This window comes from Rhizobium sp. BIGb0125 (assembly GCF_024810055.1).
GTDB lineage: Bacteria > Pseudomonadota > Alphaproteobacteria > Rhizobiales > Rhizobiaceae > Agrobacterium.
The window spans coordinates 656932-681928 of the sequence record NZ_JANUDV010000003.1; the positions used below are offsets into that span (position 1 = coordinate 656932).

Annotated in this window: 19 protein-coding genes; 4 read left to right on the forward strand and 15 right to left on the reverse strand. The window is 56.5% G+C overall.

Features of this window, described 5'->3' with window-relative positions:
• Positions 1-9: 9 nt before the first annotated feature.
• Positions 10-1521, reverse strand: coding sequence for a glycosyltransferase family 39 protein (locus tag M2418_RS11540; RefSeq protein WP_259146566.1), 1512 nt, complete (start codon positions 1519-1521; stop codon positions 10-12).
• Between the two features lie 257 nt (positions 1522-1778).
• Positions 1779-2396 (reverse strand): 30S ribosomal protein S4, encoded by a 618-nt coding sequence (gene rpsD, locus M2418_RS11545; RefSeq protein WP_192491219.1) that lies wholly within the window; start codon positions 2394-2396, stop codon positions 1779-1781.
• Between the two features lie 443 nt (positions 2397-2839).
• Here rpsD and M2418_RS11550 point away from each other — a divergent pair, with 443 nt between their 5' ends.
• Positions 2840-3901: a TerC family protein gene (locus M2418_RS11550; RefSeq protein ID WP_259146568.1), complete on the forward strand. Its 1062-nt coding sequence runs from the start codon at positions 2840-2842 to the stop codon at positions 3899-3901.
• A 123-nt stretch (positions 3902-4024) separates the two neighbouring features.
• Here the strand turns inward: M2418_RS11550 and M2418_RS11555 are convergent, their stop codons facing one another.
• The gene (locus tag M2418_RS11555; protein ID WP_250982616.1) at positions 4025-5542 is read right to left on the reverse strand and encodes an ATP-binding protein; all 1518 of its coding nucleotides are present in this window, start codon (positions 5540-5542) and stop codon (positions 4025-4027) included.
• A gap of 450 nt (positions 5543-5992) precedes the next feature.
• Here M2418_RS11555 and lexA point away from each other — a divergent pair, with 450 nt between their 5' ends.
• Entirely contained in the window at positions 5993-6721 is a 729-nt protein-coding gene (lexA, locus tag M2418_RS11560; RefSeq protein WP_250982617.1) for a transcriptional repressor LexA, read from the forward strand.
• Between the two features lie 104 nt (positions 6722-6825).
• Here the strand turns inward: lexA and M2418_RS11565 are convergent, their stop codons facing one another.
• Positions 6826-9324, reverse strand: a complete 2499-nt coding sequence (locus M2418_RS11565; RefSeq protein ID WP_259146571.1) for a ComEC/Rec2 family competence protein — start codon at positions 9322-9324, stop codon at positions 6826-6828.
• A gap of 301 nt (positions 9325-9625) precedes the next feature.
• Between M2418_RS11565 and gltA the strand changes: the two genes are divergently transcribed.
• The gene (gltA, locus tag M2418_RS11570) at positions 9626-10915 is read left to right on the forward strand and encodes a citrate synthase (RefSeq protein WP_192491214.1); all 1290 of its coding nucleotides are present in this window, start codon (positions 9626-9628) and stop codon (positions 10913-10915) included.
• Between the two features lie 101 nt (positions 10916-11016).
• Here the strand turns inward: gltA and M2418_RS11575 are convergent, their stop codons facing one another.
• Both M2418_RS11575 and M2418_RS11580 read right to left on the reverse strand, forming a co-directional pair.
• The gene (locus tag M2418_RS11575; RefSeq protein ID WP_250985962.1) at positions 11017-11979 is read right to left on the reverse strand and encodes a transposase; all 963 of its coding nucleotides are present in this window, start codon (positions 11977-11979) and stop codon (positions 11017-11019) included.
• A gap of 463 nt (positions 11980-12442) precedes the next feature.
• Positions 12443-13975 carry an aldehyde dehydrogenase family protein gene (locus M2418_RS11580; protein ID WP_259146573.1) on the reverse strand — a complete coding sequence of 511 codons (1533 nt, stop codon included), beginning with the start codon at positions 13973-13975 and terminating at the stop codon, positions 12443-12445.
• A gap of 309 nt (positions 13976-14284) precedes the next feature.
• Between M2418_RS11580 and M2418_RS11585 the strand changes: the two genes are divergently transcribed.
• Positions 14285-15181: a LysR family transcriptional regulator gene (locus M2418_RS11585; RefSeq protein ID WP_259146575.1), complete on the forward strand. Its 897-nt coding sequence runs from the start codon at positions 14285-14287 to the stop codon at positions 15179-15181.
• 44 nt (positions 15182-15225) lie between these two features.
• On the opposite strand, the gene M2418_RS11590 is transcribed toward M2418_RS11585, so the two are convergent.
• The 9 genes from M2418_RS11590 to bamA all read right to left on the reverse strand — a co-directional run bounded on the left by M2418_RS11590 (position 15226) and on the right by bamA (position 24838).
• Positions 15226-15849, reverse strand: coding sequence for an alpha/beta hydrolase (locus M2418_RS11590; RefSeq protein ID WP_259146576.1), 624 nt, complete (start codon positions 15847-15849; stop codon positions 15226-15228).
• Between the two features lie 11 nt (positions 15850-15860).
• Complete coding sequence (locus M2418_RS11595; protein ID WP_259146579.1) at positions 15861-16832, reverse strand: glutathione S-transferase family protein; 972 nt, start codon at positions 16830-16832, stop codon at positions 15861-15863.
• Between the two features lie 134 nt (positions 16833-16966).
• On the reverse strand, positions 16967-17854 hold the full coding sequence (locus tag M2418_RS11600) for a DMT family transporter (RefSeq protein WP_259146581.1): 888 nt from the start codon (positions 17852-17854) through the stop codon (positions 16967-16969).
• Positions 17855-18082: 228 nt separating this feature from the next.
• The gene (lpxB, locus tag M2418_RS11605; protein WP_259146583.1) at positions 18083-19267 is read right to left on the reverse strand and encodes a lipid-A-disaccharide synthase; all 1185 of its coding nucleotides are present in this window, start codon (positions 19265-19267) and stop codon (positions 18083-18085) included.
• Positions 19264-20130: an LpxI family protein gene (locus M2418_RS11610; RefSeq protein WP_259146584.1), complete on the reverse strand. Its 867-nt coding sequence runs from the start codon at positions 20128-20130 to the stop codon at positions 19264-19266. Before M2418_RS11610 ends, lpxB begins: the two co-directional genes overlap by 4 nt.
• A 2-nt stretch (positions 20131-20132) precedes the next feature.
• Complete coding sequence (gene lpxA, locus M2418_RS11615) at positions 20133-20945, reverse strand: acyl-ACP--UDP-N-acetylglucosamine O-acyltransferase (RefSeq protein WP_259146586.1); 813 nt, start codon at positions 20943-20945, stop codon at positions 20133-20135.
• Positions 20942-21409, reverse strand: a complete 468-nt coding sequence (gene fabZ, locus M2418_RS11620) for a 3-hydroxyacyl-ACP dehydratase FabZ (RefSeq protein WP_192487780.1) — start codon at positions 21407-21409, stop codon at positions 20942-20944. Before fabZ ends, lpxA begins: the two co-directional genes overlap by 4 nt.
• The gene (gene lpxD, locus M2418_RS11625) at positions 21402-22466 is read right to left on the reverse strand and encodes a UDP-3-O-(3-hydroxymyristoyl)glucosamine N-acyltransferase (RefSeq protein WP_250982626.1); all 1065 of its coding nucleotides are present in this window, start codon (positions 22464-22466) and stop codon (positions 21402-21404) included. The genes fabZ and lpxD overlap by 8 nt, the downstream gene beginning before the upstream one ends.
• Before the next feature lie 50 nt (positions 22467-22516).
• On the reverse strand, positions 22517-24838 hold the full coding sequence (gene bamA / locus M2418_RS11630; RefSeq protein ID WP_259146589.1) for an outer membrane protein assembly factor BamA: 2322 nt from the start codon (positions 24836-24838) through the stop codon (positions 22517-22519).
• Positions 24839-24997: the final 159 nt, after the last annotated feature.

Consider the following 24997-nt stretch of genomic DNA (forward strand, 5'->3'; position numbering starts at 1 on the left):
TTCGCACTATCAGTTCTGCGGCTTGACCAGCCAGATCTGGAGATCCCAGCTGCCCTTGCCGTTTATACCGGTGACTTGAAGGTCTTGTGGCGCGGGCAACGGGCCAACCAGCTTGGTTGAGGCATCGGTGCATTTCGATTCGCCCTTGAAGCAAACCAGAACCAGCCCCTTCTGACGCGCTAGTTCCGGTGTCAGATAACCTTTGGCATATTCCGCCGAGTTGCCATCCACAATCAGCGGTGCGTAACGCGAGTAGAAGGACGTGCCATCAGCCAGACCACGGCTGCCCGCGACATAAAAGCCCTTGGCACCGCCACTTTCCGCCAGCCATAGCTCATCGATGCGGTCGGACACGGCCTCCAGGGGCACATTGCGGAATGATTCAAACTCACCGTAGTTACGGTCCACCATGGCGATGACAGGCCCAGAAGCGATCATGCCCAACAGGTAGATGACGGCAACTGTCACGGCGCGTCCGATATTGCGCTGCAGCCACTGCTGCGGCACCAGAAGCGCAATCAGAACGGCAATTGGCGTGAAGATCGGCAGTACCCAGACGGCGCTCAGTTCTGCCTGCGCGGCAAAGCCCAGAATGATCGTCAGGATAAATGGCAGGATGCTGAAGGCCAGCAGCGCGCGACCCTGAACGCTGTCTCGCAGGCGGGCAATATTGGCAGGCTGAAAGGCCGGGCCCTTTTCGCTTTTGTCATGACGCACCAAAAGCGCAACCAGCAGAGCGCCAATCGTATAAAGCGGCACGCCCACCACGAATTTCAGCGCCTTGGTGAAAATGTGCAGCCATTCGCCATCACCCTGCTCTGCGGCATAAACGATGGGCAGGAAATCATGCTCGAACAGCCAAAGGACATGGCCGGCAATGGTGACGAAAAACACCACCAGCACGGTGAGACCGAAGGTGGACAGCAGCGCCGCACGGGCCTGCTTGTCGAAAGATGCATGCAGGAACAGCGCCAGCAGAACGACACCGGAGTGATATTTGGTCAGCATGGCCGCAGTGGCCAACAGGCCAATCATCACAGCATCAACAATCCGGCGCCCTTCAAGGCCGCGCAGATAGAATACGAACAGCCAAGCCCAGATTGGCGTCATTGCCGAATTGGCATTGTATTTGATGGCCAGGAACGACAGTGGCGGCATCAGCATGGCGCAAATGACCGCCATCAACTGCACATTGCCATCACCGAACCGCGCAGCAATGCGCCAGACGGCAGCAAAGGTCAGAGCGCAATTGACGGCGGAAAACAGGAAATAGGCCCAGTTCTCATGTGGGAAAACGGCAAACCATGCGGCCGTGGTCCAGCCGAAGAATGGCGGATGTTTGTAAGTGCCCCACTGCCACAGCGCGCCCCAGGCGTAGTTTTCAACCATGTCGCCATATTGGTCGAGGTTGAGCTTGGAGAATGCGGCATGCATGGTCAGCGCCAGAACGAACAGCAGAATGACGCCGACAATCGAGGCCGTCTTTCCCTGAGCAAACGCAATTTTGTCCGAACGTTCCATGGCCGATTTCCCAACAGCACGCCCTGCTTCAAGCGGCTTGATTTCATAACTTCACAAGGTCGAAGTCCCGATAGCACAACCAAAGGGGACACGCATTACGCAGTTGTGCATTCCTGCGCTTTTACGCAGAAAATCAAGGCTGGATTAGGTGCGAAAATCCGGCAACTGGAGACGCATCTCTGAAATCATCACGCCATGCCATGAATGCAAAAAAGCCGCCCCGAAGGGCGGCTTTTTCAAAATCAACTTCGCAGCGATTAGCGCGAGTAGAATTCGACCACGAGGTGTGGTTCCATGACGACTGGGTATGGAACGTCAGACAGAGCTGGTACGCGAGCAAAGGTCGCAACCATCTTGTTGTGATCAACTTCGATGTAGTCAGGAACGTCACGCTCAGCGAGCGAAACAGCTTCCAGAACAACGGTCAGCTGCTTGGACTTCTGACGAACTTCAACAACGTCGCCTGGCTTGCAACGGTAAGAACCAACGTTAACGCGAACGCCATTAACCGTGACGTGGCCATGGTTGATGAACTGACGCGATGCGAAAACGGTTGGAACGAACTTTGCGCGGTATACGATCGCGTCCAGACGGGACTCGAGCAGACCGATCAGGTTCTCGGAAGTGTCACCCTTGCGACGGTTAGCTTCGTCGTAGGTTGCGCGGAACTGCTTTTCACGCAGTTCACCGTAGTAGCCCTTGAGCTTCTGCTTGGCGCGCAGCTGCGTGCCGAAGTCGCTCATCTTGCCCTTGCGGCGCTGACCGTGCTGGCCAGGACCGTATTCGCGGCGGTTTACTGGGGACTTAGGACGACCCCAGATGTTTTCGCCCATGCGGCGGTCAATTTTATACTTAGACGATTCGCGCTTGCTCATCGTATTTCCTTCTCAACATATTATACCGGTTTGTTGCCAAACCGGATTAAGGAAACACGCCCTCCTCTGAGTTCTGTTGATGAACTCTGACAGGTCTCTCACATTTGCGAATGGAGAAGCCACGGGACATGTCGGTGATGTTGACTACCGAACGTCAGTTATTAAAACTGCAAGGCAGTCAACGAAACACACCGGGCTTTGCGGCCCGGCGTTGATGGGGCTTCTAGGTGGCCTTCATAAAATTGTCAACGAGAAAAAAATTGCATCCCGCCCTTGAAAGCGCATTTTCCTGCACTATTTCCTTTGTCGTGATCAGGACTCGGGCCCCTCTGGCGTATTACCGGACAATACGTGATGTCGAGTCTCTTTAGGTTGGGGCCCACGTTTATTTCTGTCACACGTTCCCCAGCCATATAGCCAACCTGTCCGGCAAAGGTTGACTGATGGACTTTCTGTTCTCGGATTTTCTCGGCACCCCCACATGGATGTGGGCGGTCTTCATTTCTCTCGTTCTTGGCCTTTTGGCACTGGACCTTGGTGTTCTGCATAAGAATTCCAAGGAAATCGGCATTCGCGAAAGCTTGCTGATGTCCGCTTTCTATATTGTCATCGGTTTGTCCTTCGGTGGCTGGATCTGGTACCAGTCGGGCCAGCAGCCTGCCATGGAATATATCACTGGCTTCGTGGTGGAAAAAAGCCTGGCGATGGACAACATCTTCATCATCGCCATGATCTTCTCCTATTTCGCCATTCCGCGCCAATACCAGCACCGCGTGCTGCTGTGGGGTATCTTGGGCGTGATCGTGCTGCGTGGCATCATGATTGCCGCTGGCGCTGCCATCGTCGAAAACTTCCACTGGGTGCTGTACCTCTTTGCGGCCTTTCTGGTGTTTACCGGCCTCAAGATGCTGTTTTCGGCCGATCATGATGAGAACGATCTCGACAACAACCGCATCCTGAAGTTCCTCAAGCGCCACCTGCCGCTGACAAACCGCCTCCATGGCGAAAAGTTCTTCGTCAAGGAAACCGACGAGAAGACCGGCAAGCTGAAAACCTTTGTCACCCCGCTGTTTCTGGCGCTGGTGATGGTGGAAATTGCCGACCTGATCTTTGCGGTTGATTCGATCCCGGCGATCTTTGCGATCACCACCGACCCGTTCATTGTCTATACGTCGAACATTTTCGCGATCCTTGGCCTGCGTGCACTCTACTTTGCGCTGGCTGCCCTGATCCACCGCTTCGCCTATCTCAAATATGCGCTGGCTGCGGTTCTGGTGTTCGTTGGTTCGAAAATCTTCGTGGCTGACATGCTGGGTCTGGCAAAAATCCCGCCTGCCGTCTCGCTTGGTGTGACCGTCGCAATTCTGGTGACCGGTGTTGTCGGTTCGCTGTTTGCCACACGCAAGCAAGCAAAGGCTGTCGAATATTGTCCCGCTTCACAACATCCCGAAACTCCACCATCCTCGGCGCAACGCCGAGGATGGGCACCACAAGATGGCCGGTAACATCAGGCCATGTCTGCGATTTCAGCACGATGATTCTCGGACGCGATCCGAGAATGAACAACAGCAGATGGTCGGGACGCACCCGACCATAAGATAGAATAACGGCTTAAAAAAACAGCAGCCTTATTCGGCTGCCAGCGTCGCCTCATCATCAGCCGCATCCGCATCACCGGGTGCGGTTTTTGCATCAAGGTCCGGAAATGCCACGATACGCTTGCCGGAGAAATCGGCATGCACCACGACCAGTTCCTTCTCCTCGAAATAACCGAGCAAACGGCGTGCACGGCGTGCAGAATGCGTGCCATAGGCGCGAGCAATACGGGCATCAGATGGGCAAGGCTCCTCGCCCAGCGCGGCTTTAACCAGCATCAGGAATACGCCCTGCAGATCGTCGGAGACGTTTTTCGACAGATCGAGTGCCGTTTGCCAGCTTTCACTTGCCGCCATTTCGGCATCAACGCCGGAACGGGTAATTGCCACCTGACGGCGGAATTCCGACAGCGCCATCGGCGTGCCGGGAATGCGGCGCATGCGGGCACGCACCAGAAAGTCCTGATAGAGCACCGCATCGGTGCGATAGGCCGACTGCGGATCATCCAGAATTTCGTAGAGAACGCCTGAAATCTTCTCTTCGCGCTCTTCCGGCGTCATGTCCGAGGCGCTGCTGCGCTGCGGCTGTTCGGAGGCTGGCGTGATCGCCGCCGGCGTCGAGCGCGACAGCTCTGCCAGAATGTCCGTTGTCGGGCGCGGTGCCGGTGGCGTGCGGCGCACAGGGGCGCGCGTAAATTCTTCCGGGTCTGGCGTGAAGATCAGGTCTTCCACGTCCTGCGGTGCATCGGGCAGCGGCATCAGCTTGGGCGATGACGACCGAGCCGAGGTTTCCACAGCACCAATGACGATAGGCAGTGGGCGGCGCGACAGAGCCGGGCCAAGCGCCACGAAATTACCACGCTGCAAATCGCGGAACATTTCCGCCTGACGGCGGTCCATGCCGAGCAGGTCGGCTGCGCGTGCCATGTCAATATCAAGGAAAGTACGGCCCATCAGGAAGTTGGAGGCTTCCGCCGCCACGTTCTTGGCGAGTTTTGCCAGACGCTGCGTGGCGATAACGCCGGCCAGACCACGTTTACGGCCGCGACACATCAGGTTGGTCATGGCGCCAAGCGAAGCCTTGCGGGCATCTTCGGTTACTTCACCAGCCACGGACGGCGCAAACATCTGCGCTTCGTCGACCACCACCAGCACCGGATACCAATATTCGCGGTCGGCATCGAACATGCCGTTGAGGAATGCAGCTGCGGCCCGCATTTGCTGTTCGACATCAAGACCTTCAAGCGTCAGGACGCAGGATACGCGGTGCTGGCGAATACGGTTGGCAATACCGGCCAACTCACCCTCTGTGCGCTCGCCATCCACAACGATATGGCCGAACTTATCAGCCAGCGTCACGAAGTCCCCTTCAGGGTCAATAATGACCTGCTGAACCCAGGGGGCGGATTGTTCCAGAAGCCTGCGCAGCAGATGCGACTTTCCGGAACCGGAATTGCCTTGCACCAGCAGACGCGTGGCGAGCAATTCCTCAATGTCGAGTTTGGCAGCCTGCCCACCCGATAGCGTTCCCATGTCGATGCCGACCTGCAATGCCCTAAAACCTTATACTGTCAAAAATAGATGTTGAATGCCGACTCCGAACGAGCAGCGAACCCTCCCCATAACAGAGATTTCAACGCAATGCTTCCTCGTGAAGGTAAAAATGCACAGGGAATATGCGCTGCCAACCCAATCTGGTGGAGAGAATCAAACGAACCGAATCATGGCACCTTACGATATCAGATCGATAATCATGCCGGTTGGTCGGCTAACGGGCGGTGTTGCGCGCCTCAGCTTTCTGACGGATCGTTTTGTGATGAATTGACGTGAAATCGTTTAAAAAACAGCGTGATAGGCAGCGATTACACGTCTTGGCTGTTTGAAAGAAAATTCACCGGCGCGGCGATTACGAAATATTAAAGCCTTGCGGAACACATATGGAACATATAGTGTATGTTCTGCATTTGTTTCGATTTTCATCAACGGTTGGGGTGCGACTTCATGCTCACACGCAAACAGCAGGAACTGCTTCTTTTCATTCACGAAAGAATGAAAGAATCCGGTGTTCCTCCCTCATTTGATGAGATGAAGGATGCGCTTGATCTCGCGTCCAAATCCGGCATTCACCGGTTGATCACAGCGCTTGAAGAACGTGGCTTCATTCGCCGCCTGCCAAACCGGGCGCGCGCACTGGAAGTCATCAAACTTCCTGAAGCCTATTCGCCAAGCCTCAAACCACAGCGTGGCTTCTCACCAAGTGTGATCGAAGGCAGCCTTGGCAAACCAAAACCGGTTGTCGCCCCTGCTCCGACCCCCGCGCCTGTCAGCGCCAATGATGGCGGCAGCTCGGTATCGGTGCCGATGATGGGACGGATCGCGGCCGGTGTGCCGATCTCCGCCATCCAGAACAACACACATGATGTGTCCGTGCCGGCTGACATGCTGGGTTCTGGTGAACATTACGCACTGGAAGTGCGCGGTGACTCGATGATCGATGCCGGCATCTTTGACGGCGACACGGTCATCATCCGCAACGCCAAGACCGCCAATCCCGGTGACATCATCGTGGCGCTGGTCGATGATGAAGAAGCGACCTTGAAGCGTTTTCGCCGCAAAGGTGCATCGATTGCGCTTGAAGCTGCAAACCCGGCCTATGAAACCCGTATCTTTGGACCTGACCGCGTCAAGATTCAGGGCAAGCTGGTCGGCCTGATCCGCAGATACCACTAAGCGGTCATCAGCAGACCCATATCACTGCCAGGTGACGCGCCAGCGCGTCATCGCTACTGTCGCCGGAAAACGCCCGACAAAACTTGCCTTCAACTCACTTTAGTCTAGTGACGGTCCAGCAGTTGCGAGACATGCGGCGGTACTGCTGTTTCAAATGTCCTGCTGCGCCAGTTGTAATAACGATGCATGGTCCATGGACGGTAGGAACCATACATGGCAGCTGTCATTCTCTCTATCGGCAAATGCCGGTTTGCGGCGGTTGTTGCCTCAGTTGAAAATGTGATCTCCAGCGATCCGGTGCGCCGCAATGTCTGGGCACTGAGCAAAAAGGCGCCGGAGCGGCAGGTTTCAAATGATGTGGGACGCGTGGTGATAACCACAGAACCGATGTCGCAGGCGAGACCAAGATATCTGTTATCCAGCACGGAAATCACCACCTGCCCCTTCGCTGATCTGGCGATGCACCAGCTGTCGCGGCGGCAGGTAAAGGCATCAGATGCGTTTGTAACGGCGGCAGACATCACCTGCCTTTCCGTCTGAATGGTGTGTTCGTCCAGCATCGGCCGTCTTGATCGTGGTGGCGCAGCATCAGCATTGCCAGTCGTTTTGTCATTGGTGTCGTCAGGCGGAGGTTCTGGGACCGGCAGTTCCGGCAGCATGTTTGGCCGAATATATTTGTCAGGTAAGAACAAAGCCCGCGCCCATTGGTCATAGATAAAGCCGAATGGGCGTTGGCTGGTGCTGGCAACCTGATCCTCGCCAACCAGTGCCATCAGTTTCCCGTCCTCAAAAACCACCAGATCGGCATTGTCCTGCTGCCGTGACAGCACAAACAGCACAAGGCCTGCCAACAGGAACACAGCACTTACCCAAGCCAGTCGGGTGCGAAACAGTGTCAGCGCCAATAGGCCAAGCGTTCCAGCGCCCAAAAACCATTGATGCTGTCGTCCGACCCCGGCATCGCCTCCCCATGAGGCCACATAGGTGGCAATATCAATTGTCATCGCCATGCCGTAACCCATGACGGTCAGAAACGGCCCGTCCAGCCCGAAGGGCATCAGCAACATGGCGATCAAGGCAAAGGGCATGACGATGAAAGACATAACCGGCATGGCGGCGAGGTTCGCCGCCAGTCCATAGGTGGTGACACGGTGGAAATGTTCCATCGAATAGATGGCCGTGGAGACCCCGCCAATCAGCGAGGTCACGACAATACCGGCGCAGAAGCTGCCAAAGATGGACAGGCCCTTCAGGGTAAGCGGCGTATGTGTCGTCCGGAATGTTGCGCTGTCTTGTGCGGCGCGCCGCCGTGTCCAGAAACCATACGCGGCGACCAGCGCAATGGTTGCCGCAAAGGACATCTGGAAACTTGGCCCCATGACCTCTGACGGCGAAACGCAGATAATAATGATGGCGGAAATGGCAACATTTCTGAGGCTGATCGAGGGACGGTCAAACAGCACGGCGATCAGCATGATCGACATCATCAGCCATGCCCGTCCGGCAGACACTGCAAACCCTGAAATCAGGTAATAGGCGAGCGTCATGATAAGGGCGGCAAAGGCAGCGATCTTCTTGACCGGCCGCCTCTCGGCAAAACCCGGAAAACAGCTGAGTGCCGTGCGCAAGCCAACGAAGAATATGCCCGATGCCAGCGCCATGTTGAGGCCCGAGATGGCAACGATATGGGCAAGGCCGGACACACGCAGTGCTTCCATGGTGGTTTCTGATATTGCACGCCGTTCATCGGTTATGATCGAGGCGGCAAAAGCGCCGGCGTCGCCGCCAATCGTGCTGCGGATGCGCTCGGCAATGGCGCTGCGCAATTGATAAAGCCCTGTATCAGTCACACTGAGCCAGTGTCCGCGTTCCGCAATGCGGCGTTTGATCGCCTCACTCACCGCAGGCTGTGGCGCTCCATAAAAGAAACCGGTTGCACCTATGCCATTAAAATAGCCGGAAAAGGCAAAGTCATTCAGACCAGGCAAGGCCGGTCCTGAGGGTGGAGACAGGCGTGCGCGGCCGGTAACGCCCTGCCCGATTTCTATCGGTTGATGGCGACTTCTTGATAGTGCCGTGATCTTCTGCGGCGGGCGCGACAGTACAGGGTTTTCAGTCCCGGTGACCGATATGATGTAGCGCCAGTACCCGCGGGCATCCACCTCGCGTCGCTCGACAACACCTGACACAACTGTGGTGACGGGCGTATCGATGGTGACAGTATCCTGCCGCCAGCTTTCCAATTGCGCCAGCAGCATGCCTGCCAGACACAGCGCAACAAGGTTAAGCAATCCTGCCAGTGGTGCCGCGCGGTACCGAAGCGTGAGCGCCAGTGTGCCGGCTAAACAAAAGCCGCCAGCAAGCAGGTAGGGTGACGGTGTCTGAAGGCTCGAAAACCAGATGACGGCACCGACTGCCAGAAAAACCGGAATGCAAAGAAAGCCGTGGCCATAGGCCTTTTCGATGTCCAACATGCGCGACAGCGACGATATCCGACCGGATAAATTCCCTGCCGTTGCAGACTGTTCATAAACCTCTGCTACCCCGCCCTGATATCGTTGCAGAGCAAAGGAATCACCCTCACCGGGGAGATCAAGTCTCAACGGTTCCTGCTGTCGCAATTCTTGCGATGGTCTTACAGTCAAACCCGCAGCTCCCCCGCCGGACAGGGGGTAATTTGCAACCGGCACAACAACAATGCAACCACTTATATTTTAAGGAAGCATTGACCTAATATGAAACAGTCAAACGCCAAAAGCCTAGTTTTTGGCACAAGTTGATACCGCAACGCACAATTTGCCTTTTGGATAGCTTGGCATATGGCGCAGGATCAGATAGCTATCCTGAACGCTTAACGCCTAGATGCCTCACGGCATCCAAAACGCATGTTCTCGGAGGATTATGATGACGGAAAAAAGCGCTTCTATTACGCTCGGCGACAAGACAGTAGAACTTCCCATTCGAGAGGGAGCGATAGGCCCAGACGTCATCGACATCGCTGCATTGTACAAGCACACCGGCAATTTCACCTATGATCCCGGCTTCACATCGACTGCATCTTGCGAATCCAAGATCACCTATATCGATGGTGACGAAGGCGTCCTTCTGCACCGCGGTTACCCGATCGAGCAGCTTGCCGAAAAGGGCGATTTCCTTGAAACTTGCTACCTGCTTCTGTACGGCGACCTGCCAACAGCAGAACAGAAAAAGGATTTCGACAACCGCGTAACGCGCCACACCATGGTGCATGAGCAGATGACGAAGTTCTTCAGCGGTTACCGCCGTGACGCACATCCGATGGCTGTGATGGTTGGCACCGTTGGCGCCCTGTCTGCCTTCTACCACGACTCGACCGACATTACCGATCCGCACCAGCGCATGGTCGCTAGCCTTCGCATGATCGCCAAGATGCCGACAATCGCGGCAATGGCTTACAAGTACCACGTCGGTCAGCCATTTGTTTACCCGAAGAACGACCTCGACTACGCGTCGAACTTCCTCAACATGTGCTTTGCCGTTCCATGCGAAGAGTACAAGGTGAACCCGGTTCTGGCCCGCGCCATGGACCGTATCTTCATCCTGCATGCTGACCATGAGCAGAACGCATCGACCTCGACTGTTCGCTTGGCAGGTTCTTCCGGTGCAAACCCGTTCGCCTGTATCGCAGCTGGCATTGCCTGCCTTTGGGGCCCTGCCCATGGCGGCGCCAACGAAGCAGCGCTCAACATGCTCAACGAAATCGGCTCTGTTGACCGTATTCCTGAGTATATTGCCCGCGCCAAGGACAAGAACGATCCGTTCCGCCTGATGGGCTTTGGTCACCGCGTGTACAAGAACTACGACCCGCGCGCCAAGATCATGCAGAAGACCATGTATGAAGTGCTCGAAGCAACGGGCAACGGCGACGACCCAATCATGCAGGTTGCTCTGGAACTGGAAAAGATCGCCCTGTCCGATCCGTACTTCGTCGAAAAGAAGCTGTACCCGAACGTCGACTTCTACTCCGGCATCACGCTGAAGGCTCTCGGCTTCCCCACAACCATGTTCACGGTTCTGTTTGCTCTGGCACGTACCGTCGGCTGGATTGCCCAGTGGAACGAAATGATCGAAGATCCGCAGCAGCGTATCGGCCGTCCGCGCCAGCTCTACACCGGCGCACCACAGCGCGATTACGTACCAGTCTCCAAGCGCTGATTGGTTAGTGAATGACACAAAACACCGGCGCTCTCGCCGGTGTTTTTTTATGCGCGGGATTCAGGCCTTGCTCGCTGGCAGGCAACACCTCTCGACCCTCATCAAGTCAGTCTTGATTGATTGTTTTCGTACTCTTTGAGCCTTGCATTTGCGATGACGATGATGTGGCGCATGAGGGCACCGAGCGCTGTGAGTTTGGATTTGCCTGCGGCCAGTAGACGTTTGTAGGTTTGCGCAAGATGGGTCCTGCTTATGCTGGCAGCCATTGCTGCGATGAACAGCAGTGGCCGTAACTGCCGGCGTCCACCTGTTGCAAAACGACGCCCGCGATAGGTGCCGCTATCTCTTGGATGGGGCGCACACCCGGCCAGGCTTGCAGCCTTCTTGCGGTCGATGTGACCCAGCTCCGGCATAAGAGCGAGCAACACCGGGGCAATCACCTTGCCGATACCAGGAACCCCAAGCAGGATCACCTGTCGCTCCTTCATGCGTTGATTATTCTGAACGATCGCCTCGATCTGTTTGTCGAGGGTGGCGATGCGCCGTTTGATCTCGGCAACATGGCTTGCAATCTCTTTGGCTATCGGTTTGTTGCGCGGGGCTTTGAGGCGGTTTTCCTCCTGAACCCGCATGTTAACAAGATCGTCGCGGCGGCGCACAAGCAGCTTTATCTTCGCGTTATCAGGGGCTTCAGCCTGCCAGAGAGACAGGTTCGCGCTCCGGGCAAGGCCATATTCGGCGATGTGGCGCGCATCGATCGGGTCTGTTTTTGCCCTTGTGCCACAGGAGCGGATGAAGGCTTTTACCTTTGCCGCATCGGCGCGATGTGCGGGGATGGAAAGGTCTTTTAGAGTATCCAGCAGCAGGTCTTCATAACCGCCGGTCGCCTCGCACACGGCGAGCATATCGAGGCATCCTGCATAGGATTTGAGCGCGGTTTTGAGTGCGCCAGTGGTGTTGGAGATGGTGAAGGTTTCTCTCGTCTGGCTGTCGAAGAAGGTGATGGTGTCCTTGGCAACGTCACAGCCAAGGGCGAACTGGATTTTATCGGCATTCGGGTTCATGATGGAGCTCCATGCTTGGCATTGTCTGCGGGCGCGGTGCAAACCGTCCCATTCAAGTCAACAAGCGATGCAAAGCTGGTGCGGCCGCGGCCCATCATGAGGACGGTCGATGAGACCAACTCCCGTTCGGGCGCACGACCGCATGCTCCTCGGGGTGGCCACCTCGGGGAGCATCCAACTTCTCAAGCATTAAAGCATAAATCGGACAGACAATTCCCGTGCTTGTCACGGGAATCTAGCAAACGCGCGTCTGCGCGGCGGAAAGATGGTCTTTCATCCCAAGGACTTGGGATGACTGGATCTCTGTGACAAGCACAGAGATGAGGGCCGCCTAGATCGACCCTTTGCGCGCTCCACAAACAACCCAGCACAAAACAAAAGGCCGAAGCATCACGCCCCGGCCTTTTCACATTTAATCACCACGACCGAGCGGCATGTCGCCGCCCTGCCCTTTGCGGCTCTATTATTCGATATCGAAGGACACGCCCTGCGCCAGTGGCAAGGCCTTGGAGTAGTTGATGGTGTTGGTTGCGCGGCGCATATAGGCCTTCCACGCATCCGAGCCGGACTCACGGCCGCCGCCGGTTTCCTTTTCGCCACCAAAGGCGCCACCGATTTCTGCACCTGACGTGCCGATATTGACGTTGGCAATACCGCAATCCGAACCATCAGCAGACAAGAAGCGTTCCGATTCCTGCAGGTCGCGGGTGAAGATCGACGACGACAGGCCAGCGGAAACGGCATTGTGATCATCGATCACAGCGTCAAAATCGCTGTACTTCATCACGTAGAGAATAGGTGCGAAGGTTTCTTCCAGCACAGGGCCGTCCTGCTTTGGCATTTCCACCAGAGCAGGCTTGACGTAATAACCGTCAGCGGCGCCCGTATCGACACGTTCACCACCAAGAACCGTACCGCCGTGGTTCTTGGCTTCACCGAGCGCCTTCTGCATGCCGTCAAAGGCCGCCTTATCGATCAGCGGACCGACCAGCGAGGAGGTTTCCAGCGGGTTGCCGACGGACACCGAGCTGTAGGCCTTCTTGAGGCGTGGCACGAGCTGGTCGTACACGCTGTCATGCACAAACAGACGACGCAGGGTCGTGCAGCGCTGGCCAGCGGTGCCCATGGCGCCAAAAGCGATGGCGCGCAGTGCCATGTCGAGATCGGCCGATGGGCAAACGATACCGGCATTGTTGCCGCCAAGCTCCAGAATGGAACGGGCAAAACGCTTGGCAAGGCGTGGACCAACCTCGCGGCCCATGCGGGTGGAACCGGTGGCAGACACCAGCGGCACCTTCGGGTGGTCAACCAGTGCTTCACCGACAAAACGGTCTCCAATCAGCACCTGGCTCAGCCCCTCTGGCGCATCGCCAAAACGGGCAGCGGCGCGCTCGAAAATGCCCTGAACGGCAAGCGCCGTCAGCGGCGTCTTTTCAGACGGCTTCCACACGACCGTGTTGCCGCAGACCAGCGCCAGCGCCGCATTCCACGACCAGACAGCGACCGGGAAGTTGAAGGCGGAGATAACGCCGACAACACCGAGGGGATGCCAGGTTTCCATCATGCGGTGGCCGGGACGTTCTGTCGCAATGGTCAGGCCATAAAGCTGGCGGGACAGACCAACCGCGAAATCGCAGATATCGATCATTTCCTGGACTTCGCCGAGACCTTCGGACGGGATCTTGCCGGCTTCCAATGATACGAGACGACCAAGATCGGTCTTGAAGGCGCGCAGTTCCTCACCCAGCAGGCGAATAAGTTCGCCACGGCGTGGTGCCGGCACCAGACGCCATGCCTTGAAGGCAGCATCAGCCTTTTCAACCACCTTTGCCACTTCAGCGACCGACACGGTCTTGAGGTCTGCAACCTTCTGGCCGGTCACCGGGCTGAAGGATGGCATGTTACCGCCAGTGTAAAGGCTGGACGAAACGCCCATCTTTTCCAGCAGGCTTGCTGCTTCCTTTACCACATCGATTTTCTGGGTTGCTGCGTCCATTTTAAGCTCCATTTTCCCCGCAGTGGCGGCGCTTCATCCATACTGGAGAAAAACACTCTGCCCTGCACTTCAATTTTCGGTCTTCTTTACCGTGTCGCGGGCCTGAACAGGCCAAAACCTGTTATTTGTTACGGGCCTTGGCTGTTTGTTTTACGCATGTCGTTATTGCAAAACCCATGGATTTTGCACGACATGCTGTCGTTTCCCACTTGACGAAAAGTGCCAGTTTATTCTTTCTCGTAATCATATACGCCAGGATTGACCGGTTTCAAATGACGAAACCAATTATGTTGATGCGAGATCGGAATAATGGACCCCAGACGCCGCCTGATACCTGACATCGTGACCTTGCAGGCTTTCGAGTGTGCGGCACGGCATGGCAACTTCACACGGGCCGCCGAAGAACTGAACCTGACACAAAGTGCCATCAGCCGCCAGATCCGTGATCTGGAAGCGCAAACCGGCATGCAGTTGTTTGAGCGCATCAGGCGACGCGTGGTACTGTCACAGGCCGGACGCAAGTTTTTACCCGATGTGCAGCGCCTTTTGCAGCAGTCCGAACAGTTGATGGTGCGCGCTGTTGCATCAGGCGAGTCCGGCTCTGCCCTGTCGATTGCCTCCCTGCCGACCTTTGGTAGTCGCTGGCTGATGCCGCGTCTCAACAAGTTCATCGAGAGCCACCCCGATACGGTCATCACCGTTGCGTCGCGTTCGCACCCGTTTGATTTTGACGAGGAAGGGTTTGACCTTGCCATTCATTACGGACAGCCGGTCTGGGCGCATGGCACCTGCACCTTTCTGTGCAATGAGGTGATCCTGCCTGTGGCCAGCCCTTCGCTGTTGGCGAAGGCGACCATCGCCAACCCCACTGATCTGCAGACCATGCCGCTGCTGCACCTGACCACCCGGCCCAAACTGTGGTCGGAATGGTTCGAGATGAGCAAGGTCACGGCCGACAATGCCTTTCGCGGCAACCGTTTTGACCAGTTCTCCATGGTGATAGAAGCGGCGGCCAGCGGCATGGGCATTGCCCTTCTGCCGCGTTACCTCATTGAGGCCGAGCTGGCATCCGGCCGATTGCAGGTGCTATTTGACCTGCCGTTGACCACCGATAACAGCTATTACATCGCCACCCCAGAGGGTCGGCAGGACAACATGCTGGCGCGCGCCTTCCAGACATGGCTATTGAGTGAGGTCAGTCGCTAGGGGCTGCCACAGGCCGCCCCGCAGACACCCTATTGCTGGAAGGTTCAGGCCCTGGCGCCAAAGGCAGTCAGAAGGAAGTTGGCGGCAATCACCGCGCCGTCCTGCGAAATTGTGTGGCCAACACCGGGCAGCGTGTGCAACTCGGCACTGATGCCTGCCTTGGCCAGCGCTGCCTTTGCTTTTTCACTTTCGGCAAATGGCATGACGTGATCGGCCGTGCCGTGAATGAGCGACAGGCGTGTGCTCTCCGACGGCGCATAGGGTTCCGGTGAGGCGAGCCTGCCGGAAAAGGCCACCACAGCCGCCACAGGCCATCTGCCTGATGCCACCGCATCCAGCGCCATGATGGAGCCTTGCGAAAACCCAACCAGCGCCACGCGGTCGAGGTTGCTCGTCAGCGCGTGGCGGGCAATAATATCGCCCAGCACTTCATCAAAGGCTGCACGCGCCTCCACGACGCGCTGAGGGCGGTTGGCTTCTGTCACGCCATCGATACTGAACCATTGCCGGCCCGGGCCATTGCCAAAGCTGAATGGCGCGTCCGGGCTTTCAAAATCCATGTCCGGGGTCGACTGGCGCAAAAACTGCCCCAATGGCGCAAGGTTTGCGCCATTGCTGCCAACGCCGTGCAGACCGATAACCAGTTTGCGTGTAGAATTGGATGTCATGACAACCTCCCTTAGGATAGCGAAACCGGTGCTAGACCCGGCAGATCAGGGCCAACAGGCACGATCTGCGTCGGGTTGAGCGCCTTGATCGAATAATAACCGCGCTTGATGTGGTCGATACTGACGGTTTCACGCACGCCCGGCACATCAAGCATCTCATTGAGGAAGCGGCTGAGGGCCGGATAATCCGCAATGCGCTTCAGATTGCATTTGAACAGGCCGTAATAGGCCGCATCAAACCGCACCAGCGTTACAAACAGGCGGATGTCGGTTTCGGTGACCGTGTCACCGAACAGGAACGGACCCTTACGCTCAAGGCGGGTTTCCAGCTCTTCCAGCGTTTTGAACACATCGGCAAAGGCCTCGTCATAAGCACCTTGTGTGGTGGCAAAACCGGCGCGGTACACACCATTGTTGAGGTTGGGGTAAATGCGCTCGTTCAGCGCATCGATCTCGGCACGCAAATGCGTCGGGTACAGATCAAACGAATTGTCGGCCAGATCTCCAAAACCGGAATTCAGCATACGCAGAATATCCGCAGATTCATTGTTGACGATGGTGTCTGTCTGTTTGTCCCACAACACGGGCACGGTGGCGCGACCGGTGTAATGCGGGTCTGCGCTGGTATAGATCTGATGCATGTAGGACTTGCCATTGATCTCGTCGCGGTTTGCACCGGGATAGTCACCAAAACGCCAGCCTTCATCCGAGATGGAGGGCTCGACGACTGAAACGGAAATCACGTCCTGCAGTTTCTTAAGATTGCGGCCAATCAACGTGCGTGATGCCCAGGGGCAGATCAGCGCGACATAGAGATGGTAACGACCCGCTTCTGCCTTGAAACCACCCTCACCTGTCGGTCCTGCCGAACCATCCGCAGTGACCCAATGACGGAACCCGGATGTCTGGCGCACGAAACCGCCCTTGGCATCCGTCGCCTGAACAGGGTGCCAATCTGAAGTCCATTTTCCGTCGACAAGCATGTTAAGATCCTCATTCGGTCATCTGATGGGATCGTTATGAAGCCATAGGCTTAATGGCCACAAGCCACGCATTTGTTGACGCACTGTAACCGATCAGAACGTTTTCAGGAATAAAGATTGAGACTGTCGCCGGTTCACAGCCGATTGCGGAAAAACGGGTTCCAGCGCACGGTGCCCAAGCGGATTTTTTCACGGAACATCGTCAGCAGGCCAGCACCGGCAATAACCACCAGACCGGCGACCGCCAGCTGGTCCGGATATTCGCCGAAAAACAGCGATCCAATCGCCACCGCCCAGAGGATTTGCGAATAATGCGAGGGCGCAATCTGGCTGGCTGGCGCAATCTTGGTGGCAATCAGCAGGGTAATCTGGCCGATGGCCGTAAAGGTGCCGATCAACGCGAACACGCCGAAATATTTCAACTCCGGCATCTGGAAGGTGGGAACCGAGGCAAGGCCGTTAAACAACAGGCCGTAGATCAACAGCACGCCCATGATCGAGGTGCGTTTTTCCTTGCCCGCCAATGAGCGCAAAAGCACGATGGTCAGGCCTGCGAGAAAGGCCACGGCAACCGCTGCGGCGTGGCCAAGGTGCAGTTCACGAAAACCGGGACGCACCACCATCATCACCCCGACAATGCCGGCACAAACGGCGGCCCAGCGCCAGATGCCAATATCCTCCTTCAGCACCAGCGCCGAGAGAATGGTAACGAACAGCGGCGACAGGAAGATCAGCGCATAGGCTTCGGCCAGCGGAATGGTGGTGAAGGCATAGATTCCGAGAATACCGGCCAGCAAGCCGGAAATCGCACGGCCATGCACCGCCCATGGCCGGCTGATACGCCAGAACTCACGCCAGCGCTCGTCCTTCGGCTTGGTGAAAAAGATGATCGAGGCGGAAAACAAAATGCTGAAAAAGCCGATCTCAAACACACTGACCTTGCCGCCAAGCGATTTGATCAGGGCGTCTCCCCCCGAAAAGCTGGCGTAAGCAAGCAATCCCAGAAGAAAACCCGTATTCATTGGCAGACTTTCGACAGTGTCAGAACGTGATGAAGGCGAAAAATTGGGGCAGAATTGTATGCGCAGAGAAGATGTGCGGCCGAAGCAGGCACAGATATGTCGTTCTGCGGTACTCCCAACCGCCAGCAACCGCAAGGCTATCGGTGGCTGCTTTCGTTCGTTTATGAGATATTTTGCGGAAATGCCGAGGGAATGGTGAACCAAGCCTCAAAGAGGTGGGTTTTGAGGTTAATTCCGAGCCGGATTGCGGGCATTCACGACATCCAGCAGGATTTCTGCCGCGCGTTCACCCGGCGAACGTTCGGTGTGCAGGCGCTGCTGCACCAGCGCGTAACCTTCCAGCATGGCCCGGCGCTGAGTCGTGTCGGAAGATAAGCGCTCCAGCCAGCGCACCATGGAACCGGGACGCACCACCTCGTTGATATATTCTGGCACAACCACGTAATCGGCAATCAGGTTCGGAAGCGCGCCTGTCCAGGTTTTGATACGTTTGCTAAGCATCGTAAACAGCCAGTCGGTCTTGTAGACCGATACGGCTGGCACGCCGGCCAGCGCCAGTTCCAGAATGACCGTGCCGGATGCGGCGATGGCGGCATCTGCCTTGGCAAAGGACGACCATTTGAAATCGCTCTCGGCACTTATGGTCAGCTTGATGTTTTGCGGCCAGCTGGCGGCAAACTGCCGGACCAGCGCTTCGCGTCTCTTGACGGTCGGCAGTACAAATTCCGTATCGCCGTTGCGCTCGACATAGGACTGCGCAGCCTGCGCAAATGCGGGCATCAGCTTGGAAATCTCGGCCGATCGTGAGCCGGGTAACAAAAGCACGGTTTTCGTCCGGTCCGCCCCTGCCTCCAGCCTCTGATTGCGCTCATTGCGCACGGCGAGCAGGTTGGGTTCAACGCTCAGGCGATGGCCGACAAAGGTGGTTTTAGGGCCACCAAGGCGCTGCATGACCTCAGGCTCAAACGGCAATACCGCCAGCACATGGTCGACATAGGACAACATGGCCTGCGCGCGGTATTCCTTCCACGCCCAGACGCTTGGGCACACGTAATTGACCACAGGCAGCGATGGTAGAGCGGCACGCACGCGTTTTGCCACGCGGTGGGTAAAATCGGGACTGTCGATGATCAGCAGAACATCGGGTTTTGCGGCGATAATCGCATTGGCCGTCTGCTTGATGCGCGACAGAAGTTTTGGCAGCTTGGCCAGCACCTGCGTGAAACCCATGATCGACAGTTCGGAGAAGTCGAACAGCGAGTTCACGCCTTCCGCCTCTAGTGCGTCACCGCCAACACCGACAAGTTCGATCGTGCCGGGATATTGTAATTTGAGGGCGCGGATCAGATCGGCGCCCAACAGGTCGCCCGAGACTTCACCGGCAATGACGCCAACCTTGAGTGTATCGCTCATCCCCTAAAGTCTCCGCCCAGCGACATATCGATGCCGCATACAAATATGCCTGCCTGATCGGCATCTCTCAACATGGTTTCGCGGTCGAGAACCAGCGAACGCCCCGCCTCCACCGCAATTCCGGCAAGTCCGGCCTTGGCAGCATTGGCAATGGTTGAGGGTCCGATGGTTGGCAGATCGGCGCGTACATCCTGCTGCGGTTTGCACAGCTTGACCAGCACGCCCTTGCGACGCTGCGAAATACGGCCATTGGCACGCAAGTGCGCCACACGCTCCAGCATGGCATCGGTGCCTTCAACACCCTCCAGCGCCACGATACGGCCACCAACGGAGACAGCACCCTGCCCCACATCCAACAGACCAATGGTCTTGGCGGCATGCATGGCTTTACTGATATCGTCTTGGTCGGCCTTGTCAGGCGCCCTCGCACCCATTGGGCCAGTCACGGCCAGCAGGCCGGGCACGATCTCATGGGCGCCCAGCACGCGGCAGCCCTGCGCCTCGATGAGTTTCATCACCATTTGCAGCACGGCGTCATCGCCCTTCGCCAGAAGGGTTTTGATGACGGACGGAATTTTTAAGAGAGATTTGAGGTTGGGATGGATTTCCCGCCATTCCGGACGACGTTTTACGCCGCCCGACAGCACGACGCGGCCGATGCCGTTGTTTTTGAAAATCCGCTCAAGGCCTGCGAGATCACCGACGCCGATAATCTCGCTTTCATAGCCATCCCAGTTCAGATCGGCTTCATTCTTCAGGCGCACGATGAAGGGGCTTTCCCCTTCATCGACGGCTGCCTTTGCCACATAATGGGGCAGCAGACCGCTTCCTGCGATAATGGCCAGCCGATCACCGCTTGCCACGGTTATTTGCCTCTGAATGGCGACGACAGGGCCCGGTCGCTATCCGCGCCGATAAAATCAAGAATTTCGATGACCTGCGGGCAATCCAGATATTCATCACGGATGGCGGCCGCATTGGCACGTGCCGAACCTTCGCCTTCGAAGATCGCCTTGTAGGCGCGACGAACGCGGTGCACTTCGGAACGTTCAACGCCCGAGCGGGTCATGCCAACAACGTTGAGGCCGCTGAGCACACCGGGGTTGCCGTTCAGCATACCATAGGGAATGACATCATAGCTGACCGCCGAGAGACCGCCGATAAACGCCTGTCTGCCAATGCGGGTGAACTGGTGCACGGCGCTGCCGCCGCCCAGAATGGCGCGGTCACCAACGGTGACGTGGCCAGCCAGCATGACATTGTTGGACAGGATGATGTTGTTGCCCAGACGGCAATCATGCGCGACGTGCGAATAGGCCAGGAACAGATTGTTGTCGCCAACAATCGTGGTGCCGCCATGTTCCACCGTGCCGGTGTTCATGGTCACGCCTTCGCGGATCGTGCAGTTCTCGCCAATCACCAGCGTGGTATCAACGGCGCTGTGATGGGCACTTTGCGAATCGCCGCCAATCACTGCCGACGGCCAAATGATGGTACCCTTGCCGACCGTGGTTCTGCCGAGAACTACGACATGGCTCACCAGCTGCACGTTATCACCCAGCACAACTTTCGGGCCTACATGGCAAAATGGTCCGATCGACACATTTTGACCGATGACGGCTCCATCTTCGATGAATGACATCGGATGAATTTTGGCTGAAGCGGCAATAACACTCATTGCTGGCCCTCTGGCACCATCATCGCGCCGATGTCGGCTTCAGCAACCAGAACGCCATCAACCTTGGCATCGCAATGGAACTTCCAGACATTGCCGCGCTGCTTCTGCTTGACGACATGGAACTCCACGCGGTCACCCGGCACAACCGGCTTGCGGAAACGGGCATTGTCGATGGTCATAAAATAGACCAGGTTGCCGCCGCCGCCCTGCTTGCGCGAGCAGATCGCACCTGCGGTCTGCGCCATGGCTTCCACCAGCAGAACGCCTGGCATGATCGGCTGGTCAGGGAAGTGACCGGTAAAATGTGGCTCGTTGACCGTCACGTTCTTGATGCCGATGGCGGAGTTGTCGCCATCAATCTGTACAATGCGGTCAATCAGCAAAAACGGATAACGGTGCGGCAAAAGCCGCATGATTTCCTTGATATCCGCGGATCCAAGCGTAATCCCCTCGCCATCAGCCATTTTTTTCTCCTGTTTTTTTATCTCTTTCATCCGCCCGGGCCAAAAGCTCGGCCATATCACGCAGATATTGTTTCATAGGACGTGCGGGTGCGCCGCCGTAACGAGCACCGGCCGGTACATCAGCCATAACACCGCTCATCGCAGCAATCTGCACGCCGTCTCCAATAGAAATATGACCATTGATGCCTGCGGCACCACCGATCATCACGCCGTCACCGATGCGGGTGCTGCCGGCAATGCCAACCTTGCTGACGATGCCGCAATGGCGGCCGATACGCACGTTGTGGCCAATCTGGACCTGATTGTCGATCTTGGTGCCTTCACCAATCACCGTGTCATCCATGGTGCCACGGTCGATGGTGGTGTTGGCGCCCACTTCAACATGGTCCTGAATGATAACGCGGCCAACCTGCACGATCTTCAACATGCCGCGCGGGCCCGGTGCGTAACCGAAGCCGTCCTGGCCGATACGCGCACCATTGTGCAAAATGACATTGTTGCCAATCAGGGCGGCCAGAACGCTGGCGCCGGCGGCAATCGTGCAATTGCGACCGATTTTGACATCAGAGCCGATGATCGCGCCTGCACCGATTCGGGTACCGGCACCAATATTGGCGCGCGCGCCGATAACGGCCATCGGCTCGACAATTACGCCCTCTTCCAATCGTGCAGTCGGATCGACATGCGCGGCAGGCGAAATATCGCCGACAACGTCGACAACCGGCGACGGCTGCATGGCAATGGGATGCAGGATTGCACCGGCATTGGCAAAGGCCGTGTGGGGCACCTTGGTCAAAAGAGCAGGAATATGTGCGGGAATGAGGCTTTTCAGCGCGACATCACAAATGATGGCTGCAGCATTGCATGTTTCAAGCTCGGCCCGGTTCTTGCGCGACAGGATGTAACAGACCTGATCAGGCGCAGCACGATAAACCGGAGCTACCGAACGAACGATACGTTCACCCTCGTTCGGTTCCGAGAGTTCCGCCCCAAGCATTTCAGCCAGTTTGGCCAGCTTAATCCCATCATGGGGCGGAAAAAATTCATTATAGTCCATCAACAGGGAACTCCAGAACAGTTCAAACTCGCAGTTCTGGACTGCCGATATCAGAAGTTGTTCGAGATTCCAAACCGGAAACGCTGTTCCTCGTCATAGTCTTCCTTCATGAACGGTACTGCATAGTCAACACGCAGTGGTCCAAAAGGTGATGCCCAGATGATACCGATACCAGCGGAAGCGCGCAGTGCACTGCTTTCACCTTCGGAAGCGTAGCCCGTCTTGTTGCCGTACAGCGTACCAGCGTCGGCATAAACCGCGCCGCGCAGACCGACGTCTTCAGGAATACCCGGCATTGGGAACGTTGCTTCAGCCGAAACGGTGAAGTAGGTCGTGCCGCCAATCGAGTCGCCGTCGATACGTGGACCGATACCGTCGTTTTCGAAGCCGCGGATCTGGCGTCCACCGATCTTGAACTGGTCGAAGACGTACAGATTGTCGCCGGTCGGAACAACGTAACCAGCAGCTGCAGTCAGAGAGCCGATGATGTCGAACTCATCCGAAAGCGTGTGGTAATAACGAGCCTTACCGTAGATCTTGTAGTATTCGGAGTCACCGCCGATACCCGCAAATTCGTTGGTCAACAGCGCCTGCCAACCGGAGCGTGGTGTCTGGCGGTCATCCAGCGTGTTGTAGTTGATCGTGTTGGAAATAACGGACTGGCTCCATTTTCCACCTCTGATCAAATCCTTGTATGGCTCCGCCAAGTTAGATCCAGCTTCCCAATTGCCGTCACCCTCGTACTCGAAGTCCTTGTAGGTGTAGCGGAAGGTTGTTGCCAACTCTTCGGTAATTGGAGCGGTTACGCGAAGCGTGAAGCCCTGTTCCGTATAATCGTAGTAGTCTTCGCTCGAGCTCTGGCTGCGGAACACGTCGAAACCAGCTGCCAGACGGTAACCGAGGAAATAAGGCTCGGTGAACGAAAGGTTGTAGGTACGAGCGTTGTCTTCACCAGCGCCGACTGCCAGACGAATGAACTGGCCGCGACCGAGGAAGTTCTTTTCTTCAACCGAAGCTTCGAGCAGAACGCCATCCGATTCGGAGTAACCTGCACCGATACCGAACGAACCTGTTGGCTGATCTTCAACATCAACAACGATCACAACGCGGTCAGCAGCGCTGCCCGGAGCTGTGGAAATGTTGACGTTGGCGAAGTAACCAAGAGCTTCAAGACGACGCTTGGCAGCTGTTACAACCTGCTGGTTGAACGCATCGCCTTCGCTGATGTCGAACTCGCGACGGATAACGTAGTCACGTGTACGGGTGTTGCCACGGATTTCGATACGCTCAACGTAAGCGCGCTCGCCCTGGTCAACGATGTAGGTCACACCAATCGTGTTGTTGCCGAAGTTACGGTCACCACGTGGCGTAACGCGTGCAAATGGATAACCGGCTGCAGCAACACGCTTGGAAATGGATTCCATGCTCTTCTGAACATTGGTGGCGCTGTAATGATTGCCTTCGCGGCTTTCCAGCAGACCCTGCAGTTCACCGGAGTCAACGCCGTCAACTGTCGATTCGACCGCAACAGGACCGAAGTCGTAACGTGGGCCTTCTTCAACCGTAACGGTGATTGTGTATTCGTTGGACTGCTCGTCCAGAACGGCTTCAGACGAAACAACGCGGAAGTCAGCATAACCACGGTCGTAGTAGAACTGACGCAGTGTTTCTTCGTCGGTGCGCAACTTGTCTTCGCTGTAAACGTCCTTACGGGTCAGGAACGACAGCATGTTGGACTTCTTGGTCGACAGAACGGCTGCGAGGCGGCCGTCGCTGTAAGCCTTGTTACCAACGAAATCGATGCGTGCAATCTTGGTGCGCTCGCCTTCGTTGATCACGAATGCGAGGTTAACGCGGCCTTCGCCGACCGTTACCGTCTGCGTCGTGACTTCAACGTCGCTACGACCGATTGCAGAATAAGCCTGCTTGATACGCTCGATATCAGCGGTTACCAGCGAAGGATCGTAAGGGCCGAGCGGCTGGGTCTGCACGACACCAGACAGCTTGTCATCCTTGATCTTGCGGTTACCGTTGAAAACAACCTGGTTGACCAGCTGGTTTTCGCTGACAGTCACAACCAGTGTGCTGCCGGAAACGCTCATGCTGACGCCAGAGAAGTAACCCGTCGCGTAAAGACGCTTTACGGATTCATCGATATCAGCGTTGGAAAAGTTCTTGCCGGGTTGGATCGTGATGTTGGAACGAACGGCATCAGCCCCTGCCCGTTCAGCGCCACGCACATCCACTCTGTTAATAACAGCAGCGTTAGCAACACCCGAAGAAGCAAGCACTCCCACGCCCACAACCGAAGCAACACCAGCAGATAGCGCAACCGCCGATACCGCGTTCAAAAATCTTGAACCAGCCTTCATTTTCACTTCTTACCTTTTCCCGTTGTCCCTCAGCGGGCAGAACCCGACTCCGGCCATCTGCGTCGTTTTACCTGCTTTTCCTCTACAAGCAAGCGCCAACGTTAATTTCTGTTTACTTCGTCGCCTCGCGTGACCAAATCGCCACGACGGCGTGAAAAC

Coding starts and splice junctions, on each gene's coding strand:
- M2418_RS11595 (WP_259146579.1), bottom strand. CDS start 16,832: ATGCTTGTCGACGGAAAATGGACTTCAGATTGGCACCCTGTTCAGGCG.
- fabZ (WP_192487780.1), bottom strand. CDS start 21,409: ATGGCTGATGGCGAGGGGATTACGCTTGGATCCGCGGATATCAAGGAA.
- lpxA (WP_259146586.1), bottom strand. CDS start 20,945: ATGAGTGTTATTGCCGCTTCAGCCAAAATTCATCCGATGTCATTCATC.
- M2418_RS11590 (WP_259146576.1), bottom strand. CDS start 15,849: ATGACATCCAATTCTACACGCAAACTGGTTATCGGTCTGCACGGCGTT.
- M2418_RS11540 (WP_259146566.1), bottom strand. CDS start 1,521: ATGGAACGTTCGGACAAAATTGCGTTTGCTCAGGGAAAGACGGCCTCG.
- bamA (WP_259146589.1), bottom strand. CDS start 24,838: ATGAAGGCTGGTTCAAGATTTTTGAACGCGGTATCGGCGGTTGCGCTA.
- rpsD (WP_192491219.1), bottom strand. CDS start 2,396: ATGAGCAAGCGCGAATCGTCTAAGTATAAAATTGACCGCCGCATGGGC.
- M2418_RS11550 (WP_259146568.1), top strand. CDS start 2,840: ATGGACTTTCTGTTCTCGGATTTTCTCGGCACCCCCACATGGATGTGG.
- M2418_RS11575 (WP_250985962.1), bottom strand. CDS start 11,979: ATGAACCCGAATGCCGATAAAATCCAGTTCGCCCTTGGCTGTGACGTT.
- gltA (WP_192491214.1), top strand. CDS start 9,626: ATGACGGAAAAAAGCGCTTCTATTACGCTCGGCGACAAGACAGTAGAA.
- lpxB (WP_259146583.1), bottom strand. CDS start 19,267: ATGAGCGATACACTCAAGGTTGGCGTCATTGCCGGTGAAGTCTCGGGC.
- lpxD (WP_250982626.1), bottom strand. CDS start 22,466: ATGGACTATAATGAATTTTTTCCGCCCCATGATGGGATTAAGCTGGCC.
- M2418_RS11600 (WP_259146581.1), bottom strand. CDS start 17,854: ATGAATACGGGTTTTCTTCTGGGATTGCTTGCTTACGCCAGCTTTTCG.
- lexA (WP_250982617.1), top strand. CDS start 5,993: ATGCTCACACGCAAACAGCAGGAACTGCTTCTTTTCATTCACGAAAGA.
- M2418_RS11585 (WP_259146575.1), top strand. CDS start 14,285: ATGGACCCCAGACGCCGCCTGATACCTGACATCGTGACCTTGCAGGCT.
- M2418_RS11580 (WP_259146573.1), bottom strand. CDS start 13,975: ATGGACGCAGCAACCCAGAAAATCGATGTGGTAAAGGAAGCAGCAAGC.